The 17,658-nt window shown below is 65.5% G+C and carries 17 protein-coding genes; 7 read left to right on the top strand and 10 right to left on the bottom strand.

What is annotated here, in order from left to right; genetic code table 11:
- Positions 1 to 84: 84 nt before the first annotated feature.
- From BUS12_RS05445 to BUS12_RS05435, 3 genes are all read left to right on the top strand, one after another.
- A complete protein-coding gene (locus BUS12_RS05445; protein ID WP_074294597.1) occupies positions 85 to 480 on the top strand; it encodes a DUF6232 family protein in 396 nt (131 codons plus the stop codon).
- Between the two features lie 161 nt (positions 481 to 641).
- Entirely contained in the window at positions 642 to 989 is a 348-nt protein-coding gene (locus tag BUS12_RS05440; RefSeq protein ID WP_074294596.1) for a hypothetical protein, read from the top strand.
- Positions 990 to 1,209: 220 nt separating this feature from the next.
- Positions 1,210 to 2,289: a hypothetical protein gene (locus BUS12_RS05435; protein WP_074294595.1), complete on the top strand. Its 1,080-nt coding sequence runs from the start codon at positions 1,210 to 1,212 to the stop codon at positions 2,287 to 2,289.
- A 106-nt stretch (positions 2,290 to 2,395) separates the two neighbouring features.
- Here the strand turns inward: BUS12_RS05435 and BUS12_RS05430 are convergent, their stop codons facing one another.
- Positions 2,396 to 4,846 carry a glycogen/starch/alpha-glucan phosphorylase gene (locus tag BUS12_RS05430; RefSeq protein WP_074294594.1) on the bottom strand — a complete coding sequence of 817 codons (2,451 nt, stop codon included), beginning with the start codon at positions 4,844 to 4,846 and terminating at the stop codon, positions 2,396 to 2,398.
- A gap of 333 nt (positions 4,847 to 5,179) precedes the next feature.
- Between BUS12_RS05430 and BUS12_RS05425 the strand changes: the two genes are divergently transcribed.
- Positions 5,180 to 5,407: a hypothetical protein gene (locus BUS12_RS05425; protein ID WP_074294593.1), complete on the top strand. Its 228-nt coding sequence runs from the start codon at positions 5,180 to 5,182 to the stop codon at positions 5,405 to 5,407.
- A 348-nt stretch (positions 5,408 to 5,755) separates the two neighbouring features.
- Complete coding sequence (locus BUS12_RS05420) at positions 5,756 to 7,123, top strand: MFS transporter (RefSeq protein ID WP_143788358.1); 1,368 nt, start codon at positions 5,756 to 5,758, stop codon at positions 7,121 to 7,123.
- Positions 7,124 to 7,131: 8 nt separating this feature from the next.
- On the opposite strand, the gene ltaE is transcribed toward BUS12_RS05420, so the two are convergent.
- From ltaE to BUS12_RS05405, 3 genes are all read right to left on the bottom strand, one after another.
- Complete coding sequence (gene ltaE / locus BUS12_RS05415) at positions 7,132 to 8,139, bottom strand: low-specificity L-threonine aldolase (protein WP_074294592.1); 1,008 nt, start codon at positions 8,137 to 8,139, stop codon at positions 7,132 to 7,134.
- 163 nt (positions 8,140 to 8,302) lie between these two features.
- Positions 8,303 to 9,034 (bottom strand): peptidoglycan DD-metalloendopeptidase family protein, encoded by a 732-nt coding sequence (locus tag BUS12_RS05410; RefSeq protein ID WP_074294591.1) that lies wholly within the window; start codon positions 9,032 to 9,034, stop codon positions 8,303 to 8,305.
- A 120-nt stretch (positions 9,035 to 9,154) separates the two neighbouring features.
- Positions 9,155 to 9,466, bottom strand: coding sequence for a cupin domain-containing protein (locus BUS12_RS05405; protein ID WP_074297130.1), 312 nt, complete (start codon positions 9,464 to 9,466; stop codon positions 9,155 to 9,157).
- Positions 9,467 to 9,771: 305 nt separating this feature from the next.
- Here BUS12_RS05405 and BUS12_RS05400 point away from each other — a divergent pair, with 305 nt between their 5' ends.
- Positions 9,772 to 10,092, top strand: a complete 321-nt coding sequence (locus BUS12_RS05400; protein WP_074294590.1) for a hypothetical protein — start codon at positions 9,772 to 9,774, stop codon at positions 10,090 to 10,092.
- A 148-nt stretch (positions 10,093 to 10,240) separates the two neighbouring features.
- On the top strand, positions 10,241 to 10,996 hold the full coding sequence (locus BUS12_RS05395; RefSeq protein ID WP_074294589.1) for a DUF2968 domain-containing protein: 756 nt from the start codon (positions 10,241 to 10,243) through the stop codon (positions 10,994 to 10,996).
- A 142-nt stretch (positions 10,997 to 11,138) separates the two neighbouring features.
- On the opposite strand, the gene gndA is transcribed toward BUS12_RS05395, so the two are convergent.
- The 6 genes from gndA to BUS12_RS05365 all read right to left on the bottom strand — a co-directional run bounded on the left by gndA (position 11,139) and on the right by BUS12_RS05365 (position 17,590).
- Entirely contained in the window at positions 11,139 to 12,548 is a 1,410-nt protein-coding gene (gndA, locus tag BUS12_RS05390; RefSeq protein ID WP_074294588.1) for an NADP-dependent phosphogluconate dehydrogenase, read from the bottom strand.
- A gap of 149 nt (positions 12,549 to 12,697) precedes the next feature.
- Positions 12,698 to 13,312 (bottom strand): DUF938 domain-containing protein, encoded by a 615-nt coding sequence (locus tag BUS12_RS05385; protein WP_074294587.1) that lies wholly within the window; start codon positions 13,310 to 13,312, stop codon positions 12,698 to 12,700.
- Between the two features lie 112 nt (positions 13,313 to 13,424).
- Positions 13,425 to 14,291 (bottom strand): NAD-dependent protein deacetylase, encoded by an 867-nt coding sequence (locus BUS12_RS05380; RefSeq protein ID WP_074294586.1) that lies wholly within the window; start codon positions 14,289 to 14,291, stop codon positions 13,425 to 13,427.
- Complete coding sequence (locus BUS12_RS05375) at positions 14,288 to 14,521, bottom strand: oxidoreductase-like domain-containing protein (protein WP_253190015.1); 234 nt, start codon at positions 14,519 to 14,521, stop codon at positions 14,288 to 14,290. Before BUS12_RS05375 ends, BUS12_RS05380 begins: the two co-directional genes overlap by 4 nt.
- 90 nt (positions 14,522 to 14,611) lie before the next feature.
- Positions 14,612 to 15,370: an SDR family oxidoreductase gene (locus tag BUS12_RS05370; protein WP_074294585.1), complete on the bottom strand. Its 759-nt coding sequence runs from the start codon at positions 15,368 to 15,370 to the stop codon at positions 14,612 to 14,614.
- Positions 15,371 to 15,619: 249 nt separating this feature from the next.
- Entirely contained in the window at positions 15,620 to 17,590 is a 1,971-nt protein-coding gene (locus BUS12_RS05365; RefSeq protein ID WP_074294584.1) for an APC family permease, read from the bottom strand.
- Positions 17,591 to 17,658 lie beyond the last annotated feature (68 nt).

The following is a 17,658-nucleotide window of genomic DNA, read 5'->3' as shown; positions in this document are numbered from 1 at the left end:
ACCACTCTGCGTCACCCCACCCCTTCCTGCTCCCGCGCCGCTTCTGGTACCCTGCGCCCTTTGCCACCGCTTGCATTGAACCCGATGGAAACCCCTTTCAACGACCGTGGCGTCTCGGTCACGCGCAATGCGCTTTCCGCCGCCGGCCAGGTCTTCCCGCTCCGCGAGATCCTCAACGTGCGCGTCGTCACCGTGCAGAAGAACAAGGTACTGCCCATTGCCATCTCGGTGATCGGGCTGGTGGGTGCCATTGTCGGCGGCGTGTTCCGCTCGTCGGCCGGCATCGTATGCGGCGTCATGCTGGCGGTGGTGGGCTGGCTCACGTGGTCCACCCAGGACGTCACGCACCGCCTGATCGTCGAAACCAGCAGCGGCGAGCGCGAAGCGCTGTCGAGCATCGACCTCGAGTTTGTCGAACGGGTGGCGCAAACCGTCCGCGATACCATTGCAAGCGCTCCGGCTGCAGCGCCAAAAGCCTGATCCAGCCAGCTTGCGGGCCAAAGAACCACGCCGCTCGCGGCTTCGGCGTTAACACAAAATTAACCTGAACGCCGCGAGCTTTTGCACTCGCTTGAGACTCGCGCGGATACAGTGGACTCGTCTCCACAACACGCCGCCCCACTCCGTAGCGGCGCATCACGATGTTACAGTCCACCGCCACGCCTGCCACGGTTGTCCCCCGAGGTTTGCGCTCGCTTGCGCCCTCGGCACCCGTCCGAGTCCCCCTCGTCACACTCAACGTCACCGTACCCGGCACCTCCTCGGCTACCGGCAGGCGCGCGTTGCATGCAGCGCTAGGCAAAAATCTGCGGCTTTACGTCGTCACCATCGACAAACGCAACGAGCGCATCACCTTCCGCGTCGAAGTCATCTCCCGCACCCTCGATGAAGTGATCGGCGCGCTAGCGCGCGCACTCGACCGGGCGATCCTCGGCCGCGCAGTGGAAAGCGTGATCCGCCGCCCACTCGATCTCGCCTGCAATCTTTGATCAAGATCAAGTATTTACACATATTTGCAATTCGGTATAGCGAGGCAGGTACAGTCTGCGGCTCTCTTATCCCGCGTTCCCTCCCGCAGGCCTCGCAAGCGCCTCCGCTCCACTGCCCACAAGGCAGACGGCCCTTGCGATTGTCGCCACTGCGGCACGCCTTGCAGTTCACGCTACACCGCCTTCGTCAGGGACACGCTCTTTTGCAAAGTGTGGCCCTATGTTCCTGCTGTCCCAATATTGCCTTCGTTTCCTGCGCGGCCGTTTGAGCGCCTGCACCACCGCCGCGCTGGTCGGCGCGGCGGCGCTCGGCGGCTGCGCCGTCACCTTTCCGGTTCCCACGCCGCCCGCCCCCGCCGCCTCGCTGATCAACGGCGGCAATGACGGCGTGCTGATTCCGCTGCATGTCGAACGCGCCGACGAAGGTCACGCGCGGCTCGGCCTGCCGGTCCAACTCGACGGCAAAGCCGTGTACATGGCGTTCGACACCGGCACGCAAGGCGTGCGCGTGCTGTCGTCGGTGCTGCCGGGCGTGAACTATCCCGTCACCGGCGCGGCCACCTCGCTGACGTTCGCCAATGGCGCCCAGGTGTCGGGGCCGTCGGTCAAGCTGCCGTTTAGCATGGTCGGCACGAAGCCGGTGGATGTCACCGCGCAGACCGTCAACGACGTGCGCTGCCAGCGCAGCCAGAAACACTGCCTGGCCATGGACGGCTACACCGGCGAATTCGGCTGGGCGTTCTCGGGCATCGTCGGCGCAGGCGCCGCGCAACCGAACGACGACTGCTGCACGCAGCCGCTGCGCGCGCTGCCGGGCAACATCGGTCAGCGCTATCTGGTACATGCCAATTTCGGCAAGCCGTTTGTGATTCTGAGTCCGTCGACGGGCCTCACGCGCGAGTTCACGCTGGTGCCGATGACGGCGGCGCAGAACGGCGCGGCGCAGTGGCCGGTGGGCTGCGTCCAGGTAGGCGACAAGATGCGCTTCTGCGCGCCCGTGGTGTTCTCCACCGGCAGCACTGAAATGATTCGTGTGGAAACCGACAAGGCGCCGAACTGGACCGGCGACGGCGACGAAAACGACGTGCTCGCGCAAGGCAACTACAACGTCGCGCTCGGCGTCGGCTCGTGGGGGCATCGTTATGAAAGCGCGCAAGTGACGATCGCCAAGTCGAAACCCGGCGCGAACCGCATCGTGATCGGCCTGATGGCGATGCAGAACCTCGACGTGCTGCTCGATTTCCCGCACGGGCAGCTTGGGCTGCACGCTGCCACAACGTCGGAAACGCTCGCGCCGTAATCCCGCGCGCGACACCGCAAGCGCGAAACGCCGCCGGGCCGCATGTTCCTCCATGCGGCCCGGCGGCGTTTTTATATCGTCGACATCGTCGATATCCTCGACGTCCTCACATATCGAGCGGCTTCACGTGCCAGATATTGCGGGCGTATTCGCCGATCGTGCGATCGGACGAGAACTGCCCCATGCCGGCCACGTTCTCGATCGCACTTTCGGCCCACGCACGCGGATTGCGAAAACGCTCATCCACCGCGTTCTGCGCCTCGGCAAACGCCGCGAAATCCGCCAGCACCATGTAGTGATCGCCCCAGTCGACCAGCGTATGGAAGATGTCCGCGAAGCGCAGCGGATCGTCGGGTGAGAAAAAGCCTGTGCGAATCTGGTCGAGCGCCATGCGCAGTTCAGGGTTCTCTTCGTAGAGCTGGCGCGGACGGTAGCCGGCTGCACGCAAGCCGTCCACCTCGTCGGCGGTATGGCCGAAGATGAAGATATTCTCCCGTCCCACGGCATCGCAAATCTCGATGTTGGCGCCGTCCATCGTGCCGATCGTCAGCGCGCCGTTGAGCGCCAGTTTCATGTTGCCGGTGCCCGACGCTTCGGTGCCCGCCATCGAGATCTGTTCGGACAGGTCGGCGGCCGGAATGATCAGCTCCGCGACGCTCACGCCGTAGTTCGGCACGAACACCACCTTCAGGCGATCGCCGATCAGCGGGTCGTGATTGACCTTTTCGCTGACGTCGCCGATCAGCTTGATGATGGTCTTCGCCATGCGGTAAGCAGAGGCCGCCTTGCCCGCGAACATCACGACGCGCGGCACCCAGTCGCGTTCCGGATTCGCGCGGATCTGGTTGTAGCGCACGATCACATGCAGCACGTTCAGCAGTTGCCGCTTGTATTCGTGGATCCGTTTTACCTGCAGATCGAACAAGGCGTTGGGGTCGAACGAGACCTTCGTATGATGCGCAAGACGCTGCGCGAGGCGCAGCTTGTTCTGCCGCTTCGCTTCGCGAAACGCGTCGACAAATCCGCTGTCGTTGCGCAGGTCGCGCAGCTTCTCCAGCTCGAACAGATCGCGGCGCCAGTGGGTGCCGATCTGCTGGTCGATCAGCGACGACAACGACGGACTCGCCTGCGCCAGCCAGCGGCGCGGCGTGATGCCGTTGGTCACGTTGGTAAAGCGCTCAGGGTAGATGCGCGCGAAGTCCGCGAAGATATCGCGCGTCATCAGTTGCGAATGCAGCTTCGACACCCCGTTGACCTTCTGGCTCGCGACGATCGCCAGATAGGCCATCCGCACGCGGCGCTGGCCGTATTCGTCGACGAGCGAAATGCGCCGGATCATTTCGGCGTCGTGGCCGGACTGTTCGCTGACGTGCTTGAGGAACTGCGCGTTGATCTCGAAGATGATCTCGAGGTGACGCGGCAACAGGCGCGCGAGCGTCTCGACATCCCACGTCTCGAGCGCTTCGGGCATCAGCGTGTGATTGGTGTACGAGAACATCTGCTGGATCTGGTGCCATGCCTTGTCCCACGGCACGTGATGCACGTCCACCAGCAGGCGCATCAGTTCGGGGATCGCCAGCACCGGATGCGTATCGTTCAGATGCACCGCCACCTTCTCGGCAAAGCGGCCGAACGTGCTGTGGGTGCGCTGATAGCGGCGGATCAGATCCTGCATGGTCGCCGAAACGAAGAAATACTCCTGACGCAGCCGCAGCTCGCGACCCGCCGGCGTGGAATCGTCCGGGTACAAGAGGCGCGAGACGTTCTCCGACATCGTCTTCGCGTCCACGGCGCTGCGGTAATCGCCGCGATTGAACGCCGACAGATCGAGCTCTTCGCTCGCCCGTGCGGACCACAAGCGCAGCGTGTTGGTGGCGCTGGTCGCATAGCCGGGGATGACCGTGTCGTAGGCCATCGCGTTGACATGCTCGGTGTCGATCCATTCGACATGCTCGCCGCGCTGCACCGTGCGGCCGCCGAAGTGGACCAGATACTGGATCTCGGAGCGCGGAAACTCCCAGGGATTGCCGGCGCGCAGCCAGTAATCCGGCGCTTCCACCTGCTCGCCGTTGACGATCTGCTGGCGGAACATGCCGTATTCGTAGCGGATGCCATAGCCGAAACCGGGAATGCCGAGCGTGGCCATCGAATCGAGAAAGCAGGCGGCGAGACGCCCCAGGCCGCCGTTGCCGAGCGCGGCGTCCGGCTCCATATCGGTCAGGACTTCCATATCGACGCCGAGGCTCGCCAGCGCCTCGCGCATCGGCTCATAGATGCCGAGCGCCAGCAAGGCGTTGGTGAAGGTGCGGCCGATCAGGAATTCCATCGACAGGTAGTACACGCGCTTCACGTCCTGCTCGTATTGCAGGCGCGTGGTCTTCATCCAGCGTGCGACCAGACGGTCGCGTACCGCGAGCGCCGCGGCGTGCAGCCAGTCATGCGGACGGGCCGTGACGGCGTCCTTACCGACACCGTACATCATGCGATTGGAAATAGAGCGCCGTAGCGCATCGACAGTGCTGTTGAGCTGGTCAAACTCCAGATCCACGGCTGTCATTGAAGCCTCCGGTAAGTGCGACACAGTACACGCGAACCGCACAGTTGACGGACGGGAGGCGCGTGCCGGTCAGGCGGGTAAATATGCAGAGTAGGACATTTCCGGCTCTCCGTCACCGGGACGCTCGGCCCACGGCGCCGCGCGCAGCGTGCCTCGCGCGGTGGGTCAACGCCCGCACCATGCACGTCAAGCACAGATACGGTGCAGGCGCGCCTCAATCAGCCCGCTTGCCTGCACTAGTATGGAGGAAGAAGAAGGCAGCTCGACGACCGCTTGCCCTGCGCATGCCGACGCCGCGCCCGCCCTCTTCATCCTGCTCCGACGGAGGTCGAGATGAACGCACAATCCATGCTCGGAATGTTCCACGCCCAGGAACTGCTGCTGGTCTCGCTGATTCGCGCCCTGCCGCCGGAGACGCGCCGCCGGATCGCCGACGAATTCCAGCAGCAGGTCGAACTGGCCGAAGCACCGCATTTGAGCGCCGGACACGAGCGCGAGACGACGGAGGCATTCAAGGCGCATATTCGCAAGCTGTCGATCTTGCTGGCTTCGTTTAGTTGAGGTTGATTTTGCCGCGAGCACCCGTGTTCGGGGGCGGCGGCCGGGCTTGACCGTTAGTTGCGTTATGAAGCCGTGCCACGCCCCTGCCCGGCCGCCAGCAGAATTTCGCCGGCTCTGTAACAATCTGTTTAACGCGGCGTGCCCGAGCGTGCGGCCTGTCCATTGGCCACGCACGCCACGCGTGCAGCCTTTCAAATCCGCTTCATCCTTTTAATCCGCGCGATTGCATCGATCCCGCGAGGCGCTCGCGAGCCGCTTCGCCGAACGACGCGCGCCATCCGACGAGCCGAGCCCGTGTCCGCGAAGACCCCGCTTTCCCCCGACTACGCGCCGCCAGGCGATGCCCCGATGTCGGCCAGCAACCGCCGCGCGATGGCGGCGATCATGCTGGCCGTCGCGCTCGCCACGCTCGACACCGCGATCGCCAATACCGCGTTGCCGGCCATCGCCGCCGACCTGCACGCGGCGCCCGCCGCGTCGGTCTGGATCATCAACGCCTACCAGCTGGCGATGGTCGCGACCTTGCTGCCGCTCGCGGCACTTGGCGATATCGTCGGCCACCGGCGCATTTACATTGCTGGGATTGCGGTGTTCACGGTGGCCTCGCTCGCCTGCTCGCTCTCCGGCACGCTGCCCTTGCTGGCCGCGGCGCGGGTGCTGCAGGGCCTGGGCGCCAGCGCGATCATGAGCGTCAATGCCGCGCTGATCCGCTACCTGTATCCGCAGCACCGGCTGGGGCGCGCCCTCGGGCTCAATGCGCTGGTGGTCGGGGTGTCGTTCGCGGTCGGCCCGACGGTGGCTTCGCTGATCCTGTCGCTCGCCACCTGGCCGTGGCTGTTCGCAGTCAACGTCCCGCTGGGCATTGTCGCGCTGGCGTTCGCCCTGCCTGCGCTGCCCCATACCACGCGCGGCGGCCACAATTTCGACCGGGTTGCCGCCCTGCTTAGCGTGATCACGTTTGCAGCGCTGATCTTCGCGCTCGGCGAGGCGGCGCAGCGCGAGCCGACCCAATACGTGCTGGGCGCGGCGGCGGTGGCCGTCGTGTTCGGGCTGCTGCTGATGCGGCGCGAAGCCGGACACCCGTCGCCGATGCTCCCCGTCGACCTGTTCAAGCTGCCGGTGTTCGCGCTGTCCGCGGTGACTGCCGTCTGCTCGTTCGCCGCACAAGGTCTCGCGTTCGTTTCGCTGCCGTTCTACTTCGAAGATGTGCTGCATCGCAGCCAGGTGGAGACGGGCTTTCTGATGACGCCATGGCCGGTCGTGGTTGCCTTGGCCGCGCCCCTTGCCGGGCGCTTGTCGGATCGCTATCCGCCCGGTCTGCTGGGGGCAGTCGGACTGGCGGTGCTGTCCGCGGGCATGGCGTCGCTCGCGCTATTGCCGGCGCATCCGCACGTGCTCGACATCGGCATCCGGATGGCGGTCTGCGGGGCGGGGTTCGGCTTTTTCCAGTCGCCGAACCTGAAGGCGTTGATGGCCAGCGCGCCGCCCGAGCGTAGCGGCGGCGCGAGCGGCATTATCGCCACCGCGCGCCTGATTGGTCAGACGACGGGCGCGGCGCTGGTGGCGCTGAGCTTCGGGCTTGCCGGCCGGCATGGTCCGACGCTGGCGCTAACGGCCGGCGCGGTGTTCGCAGGGGCCGCGAGTATTGCCAGCGGCTTGCGGCTATTCGCACCGTCGCATCGCGCGGCGGTGAGTGCGCCGACGTCGGCGAAGTGACTCGCCCCTCAATGCGCCGCGAAATACCCCTTCACCGCTGAGAGGAACGTGTCGATGTCCGCGCGCGACACGTCCATATGCGTGACGAAACGCGAGGCATACAGCATCTGCGTGAGGATGCCGCGCTCTTTCAGCCACGCTTCGAGCGGCACGCAATGCTGCGAGGGAAATTGCGCGAACACCATATTGGTGGCTTGCGACAGCACCTTGACCTGATCGATCTGCGCCAGACCCGCGGCCAGATGCGCGGCGTTGGCGTGATCCTCGGCGAGGCGCTCGACGTTGTGCTCCAGCGCATAGATACAGGCCGCCGCCAGCACGCCGGCCTGGCGCATGCCGCCGCCCAGCACCTTGCGCCACCGATGCGCGCTCTGCAGCAGATCCTTGCTGCCGACCAGCACCGACCCCACCGGCGTCCCCAGCCCCTTGGAAAAGCAGATGGAGACGGAGTCGAACGGTGCGCACAGCGCGGCCAGCGGCTGGCCGGACGCCACCGCGGCATTGCAGACGCGCGCGCCGTCCAGGTGCGTGACCAGCTTGTGCTCACGCGCGAGCTGGACCGCCTCGGCCACATAGCCCGCCAGCAGCACCTTGCCGCCGATCGTATTCTCCAGCGCCAGCAGCCGCGTGCGCGCGAAGTGGTCGTCGACAGGTTTGATGGCGGCGGCGATCTTGTCGAGCGGCAGCGAGCCGTCGGCGGCATTCTCGATCGGCTGCGGCTGGATGCTGCCCAGCACCGCGGCCCCGCCGCCTTCGTATTTGTAGGTGTGCGCCGCCTGGCCGACGATGTATTCGTCGCCGCGCGCGCAATGCGCCATCAGCGCGGCCAGATTGCTTTGCGTGCCGCTCGGGAAGAACAGGCCCGCTTCCTTGCCCGCGCGCTCGGCGACGGTGGCTTGCAGGCGCAACACGGTCGGGTCGTCGCCCCAGACGTCATCCCCGACTTCGGCGGCGGTCATGGCCGCCAGCATGGCCTGACTCGGACGGGTGACGGTATCGCTGCGCAAATCGATCATCTGACATTCCTGTGTGTGAGAGCGCCTGGGCCGGGGTCGCTTTCGCGCGCTCCCGGCGTGGGGTGGCGGCGCGTGAACCAACGAGTGTATTCAATTACGACCGCGCTGCAAACCAGGCGAAAAAAGCGCGCGTCCCGACACCCGTCCCGTCACATCGTCACACTTAGCCGCCCGTTCTGGGTAGCCACGTCAGCGGATCGACAGGATGGCCGTCGTGACGCACCTCGAACTGGATCGAGCCGACGCCCCGGCTGTCCGCGCCCACCTCGCCGATGACCTGCCCCTGGGTGACGGCGTCGCCCTCCTTGACCAGCAAGGTGCTGTTCTGGCCATACGCCGTAATCAGCGAATCGCTGTGCTTGATGATGATCAACGGCCCATAGGCCTCGATACCGGTGCCCGCATACACGACACGTCCCGCGGCCGCGGCCTTGACCGGATCGCCGATCCTGCCGCCAATCACGATGCCCTTGCTGCTACCCGGCATGAAGGACTTGAGGACCGGTCCACGCAGCGGCCACAGCAAGGCGCCCTGCTGCGCGACCGAGCCGCCTGCCGGAGCAGGCGGGCTCACGCCGGCCGGCGGCGGCGCCACCCGCAGCACCTGGCCGACCGTCACGCTCGCGTTGGGCAGCAGACCGTTCCAGCGCGCCAGATCCTGGGGATGCTGGCCGTAGGCGGCCGCGATGCCCGGCAGCGTGTCGCCGGGGTTGACGCGGTAATAGCCTGCGGCCACCTGCCCGGTCGGCACGTTGCCGGTCTGATAACTCCCGGAGGTGCCGTTGTACGAGGATGAGTTCTCGCCCCACGGCGTCATCGTGCAACCGCTGAGCGCGGCCACGACCGAAACAGCAATCAGAACCTGCGAAGCTGCACGTTGCGACTTTTCTGTCATCTGATAATCCTCGGCACGTGAGTCAATCAATCGTCAAGCGTCCGCGCCCCGGCGGGTCATTCGCCCGGCGCCTGGGTCCGCACTTTGCCTGGCGCTCCGAAACAATCCCGTCCGCCACGCTCAAACACTACCCTCGGACTCGACCACGAGGATGCGCGCTTCGCCCTGCGGATGCGCAACATGCTCGGTCCCGACCGAAGCAAAGAAGACATCGCCCGTCTCCAGCAGCACGGAGCGTTCCTCGCCCGCTTCGCGGTAGCGCATCTCCACCCGGCCGTCGAGCACCGCAAACACTTCCTCGCCGTCGTTGACGTGCCACTTGTACGGCTGATCCGTCCAGTGCAGCCGCGTAGTGATGCCCCGCATGTTGGCGATATCGAGCGCGCCCCAGGGACGCTGCGCCGTAAATGTCTTGCTACGGATAATCTTCATGATGTCCGGGTATGCCAAATGAATCGACCTGATCGGCAAGGTCATGGTGCGCTGCACATAAGCGGCGGCAGACCCACGCCGGACCGGCTTGTGCAGCGCAGCGGCGCAACCTGCGCCGTCGAATCCGCTCGCGCCATTATAGGGTGCGCCGTTTGCGGGCCGCGCCCGGCGGAGCCCCACCGCGCGCGGCCGCAATTCGTGTGAGCATTGAATCCCTCCCCGCCTCGCCTATACTGGGTCTTGCTGACGCAACGCACAGCAGGCGAACCGCTCGCCGCCATGTCCTGTCCGTGAGGAGCTCGGGGATGAACAAAGCCACGTTTCTGGCCGTGCAGTTAAACATCGAAGATGTCGCGGCATCCCCTGGTCTGGTCGAGCTGCTCAATACTCACCTCGTGTTCGCGGCAGACGTGGCCGAGGCGGCCGACGCCCTGGTCCAGCTAGCCAGCATTGCCCGGCTCTCGAGCGGTGTCGAGGCAAGCGTCGAGCTTCCCGCCGTCGCGCTCGAGCGGCTGCGCGAGGCGCTCGACAACCTGAGCGGCTACGACGAATCGTGGCTGCTCGCACTCGAGCCCAGCAGCGAGCTGTTCGACGATATCGCGCGCCGGCATCGCACGTTGCACTGAGTTGGACTGATTCGCACTGCTGCGGGCCGGCGGCTTCTGCCCCTGCGCCCCTCCGCTTTCGTTCACCGCACGCACTGCCTTGCGGCCCCGGCATGTTCCACGTCGGCGCTGCCTCGCGGTGTCGGGCGGGTCACTCTGAGGAACTGCCGTGAAAAGTCTCCTGAACCGACGCAGTGCATTGCTTGCCACTGGCCCCTCCCACCTCGTCCAGGTGGCCCACGACAGCGCCGCGTCGTCACGCGGCGCACACGACGCGCACGACGACGCGGCCACCTCCATCGCAGCCGCGCCGACGCCCGCCTCCGCCGAGGCGACCGAGACCGCGCGGCCCGTGACCACCTTGCGGCCCGTGCCGGTCGTACCCTCGCAGGTGAGCGGCCGGCCCGTGCAGATGGCCGATACCGCTGAAGTGGAGTGGCTCGCCGAGGAAGAAGCGCTGATTCCCTTCCGGGTCTTCCGAAGTTTCGACTACTCCGTGAGCCTGTTGTTCCATGCCCGCGAACTGACCTACTACGTGGCCCTCTACCAGGAAAGCGCGCTATGGCGAGCGCTCAAAGCAGCAGACCTGGACGCCGCGGAGGCCGCTTTCCACCACTTCGAAGAACAGGCCACCCGCCTGTCCGAAGGCGAAACCCGCCGCGCGCAACTGGCGGCCCAGAACGAACAGCTCGCGCGGATGATCGCGCAATCGGAAGCCCAGGCGGAACGCTTGCGCTGCGACCTGCAGCGCAACGCCGCGCAGGAACAGGTGGTGACGGGACGGCAGCATCAGGTGCGCAAGGAGGTCGCGCAACTGGAAGCGCAGCGGGTGGCGGCGCAGGCGCAATTGAACAAGGCACACCGGCAGATCCACCAACTGAATCTGACCAGCAACGAAGGGGTGCCGCATTTGCCCGGCCGTTGACGCAACCGTGACGTCGCAACCCGACAAGTGGGATGCCGCCCGGGCATCCTTTACCGCGTCCGGGGCGCCAAAACAAACAGCCCGGCCCACCCCATGACGGGGCGGGCCGGGCTGCGACGTTTGGCGGACCGAAGTCCTGCGTTCAGGACCAGTTGGCGTGGAAGCTGCCCGACTTGTCGACGCGCTCGAAGGTGTGCGCACCGAAGAAGTCGCGCTGCGCCTGCACGAGGTTGGCCGGCAGACGTTCGGAACGGTAAGCGTCGAAATACGCCACCGCCGAGGCAAACGCCGGCACCGGCACGCCGGCCTTGATCGCGGCGATCACCACGTCGCGCAGGGCGGCCTGATAGTTCGACGCGATGTCGTTGAAGTACGGATCGAGCAACAGGTTGGCGATGGCCTTGTCCTTCGTATAGGCATCCGTAATCTTCTGCAGGAAGCGGGCGCGGATGATGCAGCCTGCACGGAAGATCTTCGCGATCGTGCCGAAGTCGAGATCCCATTTGTACTCTTGCGACGCGGCCCGCAATTGCGCGAAGCCCTGCGCGTACGAGATCACCTTGCTGAAGTAGAGCGCGCGGCGCACGGATTCGATAAACGCGGTGCGATCGCCGTCGAACGCTTTGGTTTCCGGTCCCTTGATGACCTTGGACGCCGCAACACGCTCCGTCTTCAGCGACGACAGCACGCGCGCAAACACGGCTTCGGTAATCAGCGGCAGCGGCGCGCCGAGGTCGAGCGCATTCTGGCTGGTCCACTTGCCGGTGCCTTTTTGCGCGGCGCGGTCGAGGATCACGTCGACCAGGTCCTTGCCCGTCTCGTCGTCCTTCTTGCTGAAGATCTTCGAGGTAATTTCGATCAGGTAGCTGTCGAGTTCACCCTTGTTCCATTCGGTGTAGACGTCGCCCAGTTCCTTGTTCGACAGGCCCACCACCTGCTTCAGCACGGCGTAGCTTTCGGCGATCAGTTGCATGTCGCCGTATTCGATGCCGTTGTGCACCATTTTCACGAAGTGGCCCGCACCGTCCGGCCCCATGTAGGCGACGCACGGCTCGCCGTCCGGCGCCTTGGCGGCGATTTCGGTGAGGATCGGTGCAACGAGGTCATAGGCGTCGCGCTGGCCGCCCGGCATGATGGACGGCCCTTTCAGCGCGCCCTCTTCGCCGCCCGACACGCCCGTGCCGATGAAATGCAGGCCGGCCTTGGCCAGTTCCTGGTTGCGGCGAATCGTGTCGGTGAAATGCGTATTGCCGCCGTCGATCAGGATGTCACCCTTGTCCAGCAGCGGTTTGAGCAGGTTGATGGTGTCGTCGGTCCCGGCGCCGGCCTTGACCATCATCAGGATGCGGCGCGGCTTTTCCAGCGACTCGACGAATTCTTCCAACGTGAAAGTCGGCACCAGCTTACGGTCAGGAAATTCTGCGATCAGTTCATCGGTTTTCTCGCGGCTGCGGTTGAACACGGACACCGCATGGCCGCGGCTCTCGATGTTGAGTGCCAGATTGCGGCCCATGACCGCTAGCCCCACTACGCCGATTGCCTGTTTGCCCATTTGAATTCTCCAGATTCCAGATTGTCGTGACGCCGCGCCGGAATTGCCGTCGGCGGGACGTCGAGGATGAAAGCATAAAAGAAATGCCCGATTGCCGCTCGCTAGCTGTGGCCCCTGCGTTCGAATCTCCTTCGCAACCGCTTCGCCCGCTAGCGTTTCGTGAGCACCAGACTGAAATTATTCGCCGGCATCTCGACCGGCTCCCCGCACGCAAACCCTTGCGCCTCGCCGAGCGCCGCCACGGCTTCCATATTGCGCACGCCCCAGGCTGGATTGCGGTTGCGCAACTGCTGGTCGAACGCTTCGTTGCTCGGCGCCGTGTGCGCGCCGTGACGGCGGTACGGCCCATACAGATACAGTACACCGCCGCTGCCGAGCAGGCGGCTCGCGCCGTCGAATAATGCCTGAGTGGCCGTCCACGGCGAGATGTGAATCATGTTGATGCAGATCAGCGCCTCAGCCGAATCGATACCCCACGACGGGCGCTCGACGTCCAGTTCGAGCGGCGCGCGCACATTGGCGAGGCCGGCATGAGCGGTCCACGCGGCGATCGAGGCGCGTGCGTCGGGATTGGGGTCGCTCGGCTGCCAGACGAGGCCGGGCAGCGCCGCCGCGAAATGCGTCACGTGCTGGCCGGTGCCGCTGGCGATTTCCAGCACCACGCCGCTGGCGGGCAAGACGCGCCGCAGGACGGCGAGGATCGGCTCGCGATTGCGTTCGGCGGCGGGGGCATGCTGGCGCTGCGTGGGATCGGATAGGGTCATGTTCGATAAGGGCTCGTGCGCGGTCTCTCGACTGGTGAACGGTCGTGGCTGACGGCATCGAAGGGTTCGCCGCGTTCCATTATCGGCGATCTGAGGTCCATCTGGCGAGCCGTCAATCCAGCGCCAGGCGCGCGGCCAGCGCCGTCAGCGTCCCGGCGCACGGCGCGGCGACCTTCAGCGCCAGCAGCGGGTCGGCCCGCGTGCGGCCGAGATTGATCGCGGCGATCGGCTTGCCCATCTTTTGCGCCCACACGCAGAAGCGATAGCCCGAATAGACCATCAGCGACGAGCCGACCACCAGCATCGCGTCGGCGGCTTCGAGCGCGCGGGTGGCGTCGTCGACCGTCACCCGCGGCACGTTCTCGCCGAAGAACACCACCGACGGTTTCAGCAGTCCACCGCAATTCGGACACGCTGGAATGCGAAAGCCGCCCAGATCGTGCCATTCGAGGTGCGCGTCGCCGTCGGCGGCGGGCTCGGCGACCACGTCGAGCAGCGCGGGGTTGTCGGCTTCGAGCGTCTGCTGGATCGTCGCGCGGGCATGCCGTGTGCCGCAATCCAGACAGGTCACGGCGCCGATGCTGCCGTGCAGTTCGATCACGTCGCTGCTGCCCGCGCGTTGATGCAGCCCGTCGACGTTCTGCGTGACCAGCGTCGGCACATGCCCGGCGGCTTCGAGTCGGGCCAGCGCGCGATGCGCGGCGTTCGGCTGAGCCTCGGCCACCACCGGCCAGCCGATCATGCTACGCGCCCAATAGCGCTGCCGCGAGGCCAGCGAGCCGAGAAACTCCTGCAGGGTGATCGGCGGCGAGCGCTTCCATTCGCCGTTTTCGTCGCGGTAGCCGGGGATGCCGGAGTCGGTGCTGATGCCCGCGCCGGACAGCACGAACAGACGCGGGTGGCGCCGCACGAAGTCATGCAGTTCGTCGAGCGCGGGCGTGTCGGGTGGGGCGGGCGTGTCGGGCTGGAGGTCGGTCATGAGCGCGGACGGTCGGGGCTAGACGGGGATGGCTGGCGTGCTTGCCACGCGGCGAGCGCCGCGTGATAGCGATCGAGCGCGTCATCGTACAGATCGAAGACACAGGGGCTGCATCCGCTATGACAGCAATCGTCGGGGCCGGGCCGCACAGGCGGCACCGGGGGTGGATCGTCGAGCGGGTGGTCCTGCGGCTGGTCGCGCAGTGCGTCCTTCGGCGAAGCTTGAGGCACGGCACTATCCGGGTGACAGGGATCAGTCAGTATAAATTGATCCGACACGCGGCGTGCGGCGGGAACGGCGGCAACGCCGTTTCGCCGCCCTCACCCGCGCCCGACAAACGGCATCTTGCTTGCCATGATGGTCATGAACTGCACGTTCGCGGACAGCGGCAGATTCGCCATATGCAACACCGCATCGGCGACCAGTTCCACATCCATCAACGGCTCGATCGCGATCTCGCCGTTTGCCTGCGGCACGCCACGCGCCATCCGCTCGGCCATCTCGGTGGCCGCGTTGCCGATGTCGATCTGCCCGCAGCAGATGTCGTACTTGCGACCGTCGAGCGAAACGGATTTGGTCAGCCCGGTGATGGCGTGCTTGGTCGACGTGTAGGCAATGCTGTTCGGACGCGGCGCATGCGCCGAGATCGAGCCGTTGTTGATGATGCGGCCGCCGCGCGGGGTCTGCGTTTTCATCAGGCCGAACGCTGCGCGGGTGCAGAGAAACACACCGGTCAGATTGATGTCGACGACGGCGCGCCAGTCTTCGACGCTGAGTTCGTCGATCTCCACCGGCGGTCCGCCGCGCCCTGCGTTGTTGAACAGCACATCGAGGCGGCCATAGCGCTGGCGGATCGCATCGAACAGCGCAGCGACGCCCGCCGCATCGCTCACGTCGCACGCAACCGCGAGCGCGTCCGCGCCGCGTTGCCGCGCCTCGTCGGCGAGCGCATCGAGCGGCGCCTGGCGGCGTCCGGTCAGCACCACGCTATAGCCGTGTTCGAGCAGCCTGCGCGCCGTCGCGAGGCCAATGCCGCTGCCCGCGCCGGTTACCAGCGCCACTTTGTTTGTTGCAGTCACAACGAGTCTCCTTGCGGATGCGCCGCACACGACCCGTCACGCGTGAGGATGCTAACGGGTGGCCGGCGTTCGCGCGCGGCGACGTCGGATACGCCGCGCGCGAAAGGTTCAGGGTGGGTTTTCAGCTCAAGGTGGACGGCCGCGCATGCCGGCAACATCCACGGGATGAATCGCGTCCAGCAACGTACCACGTCTGCGCGTTGACGGCAGCGAAGTCCGCAGACAGCTTAACCGACCTGCGAAGGCCGCTCAGCCGACGTTCATCGGCAACAGCACCATCTGCCTGCCCTGCTGATGCAGGCGCGTCTGGATTTCGACGGGGGTCTGGTTATGCAGCCACGCGGTCAGGAAGTTGACGCGCTTGAAGATCAGCTTGCTGGCAAAGCACACGCTGTTTGGAAACTCGTCCATGGTCGTGTCGGCGAGCTTCATGAACTCGATGACCGGATGCGTGCCGAAGGCCATGCGGTAATCGGCGGCGATGCCATGCTGACGGCAAAACCCGACGTAATAGGCGAGCGACGCGCTGATGGTCTGCTGCAAGCGCTGCAGATTTTCTTCGCCCTCGTAGCTCTTCGCGTCCACTTCCCCCACCGCGAGAAAGATGATGCTCTTGAAGTGGCCGGGAAACAGCCGGTTGACCCACAGCAGCGCATGCATGCTCGCGCCACGATGCTTGCCCACCAGCAGGATCGCCGTAGGCTGCGCCGGATCGGGCTTGAGCAGGGCCGCTTCGTCGGTTAGCGCAGGCGGCTCGCCGGCAAAGAGCGCATCTTCTTTGGCAAGCTGCGTGCGCGTATCGCTGTAATGGCGTTTGATGAGAAAGCACAACGCCACTACAGCGCTCGTCACCAGCACGGTCAGCCAGCCGCCTTCCGTGAACTTCTCGATCAGCGTGATCACCAGCACCGTACTCGTCACCGCCAGCCCGAGCGCCGACAGCGCAAAGTGCCGCACCCAGCCGCGTTCGTGGCGATGCTTCCACCAGTAGGTGCACAAACCCAGTAACGACAGGCTGAAAGTCAGAAACACGTTGATGCTGTACAGCACGACGAGAATGTCCACGTTGCCGCGCGTCCACATCAGGATCGCGAGACTCGCTACGCCCATCACGACGATGCCGTTCTGCCGCACGAGGCGCGTCGACAGGTCACGGAAATGACGCGGCACCCATGAATCGACCGCCATGTTCGAGAGCACCGCCGGCCCGTCGAGAAAGCCGGTTTGCGCGCCGACCAGCAGCAGACCCGCCTCGAAGGCGAGCACCGCCGCCAGCAACGCATGACGCGCGAATGCGGAGCCGAGGCCCAGATGGTCGATCACGCTGCCGAACACCACCGCGTTGAGCGTTTGCCCTTCCACCGGCTGGGCATGCCACAGCATGTAGAGCAGGATGATGCCGCCCGCGGTGAACGCGAGCGAGGACGCCATATAGAACATCGTCACCTTGCCGGCCGGCACGCGCGGCTCGGCCAGCATGTTGACGTTGTTCGAGACCGCTTCGAGGCCGGTATAAGTGCCGCCGCCGAGCGAAAAGGCCCGCATCAGCAGCGCCGCGACCACGAGCGGTCCCAACGCATGCGACATGCTATGCGCTTCACCCACGGCCCCCGGCACCACGGCGGCCAGATGATTGCCGTGCACGGCCACGCCGTAGACGATCAGCCCCAGGTGCAGCACGACAAAGCCCATGAAAATAGGCAGCAGCACCATGATGGATTCGCGCATGCCGCGAAAGTTGAGACCGGTCATCAGTACGATGAGGATCAGCTCGGTGGCGAGCTTGAACGCCTGCGCGCCGATCGGCAACAGACTGAAGAAGGCATCGACGCCGCTCGCCAGCGACGTCGCCACCGTCAGCACATAGTCGACCAGCAGCGCCGCGCCGGACACCAGGCCCGGACGCGGGCCCAGCAGCGCGGTCGCGACGCGGTAGCCGCCGCCACCGGTCGGAAACAGTTCGATCACCTGGTTATAGCCGAGCGCGATGATGAACACCGTCGCCGCAGTGGCGAGCGCGAGAAATAGCGCGAGCTGGGTGTGCTGGCCGAGCGCAAGAAACGCTTCTTCCGGCCCGTAGCACGACGACGACAAACCATCGGCGCCGAGCCCCACCCACGCGAGTATCGGTGTGACCGCGATCGCATGGCGGGTGCGGGGATCGAGGGGATCGAGGGGCTTGCCGAAGAGCAGTTGCCACACCTTGTTGACCGCTGTCATGGCGTCTCCTCGCGAGGGATGTCGTCAACTGACTACGCATTGGAAATGTAGGGCAGTTCCCTGCCATC

This window comes from Paraburkholderia phenazinium (assembly GCF_900142845.1).
GTDB lineage: Bacteria > Pseudomonadota > Gammaproteobacteria > Burkholderiales > Burkholderiaceae > Paraburkholderia > Paraburkholderia phenazinium_A.
This window is presented reverse-complemented; position numbering and strand designations above follow the sequence as displayed.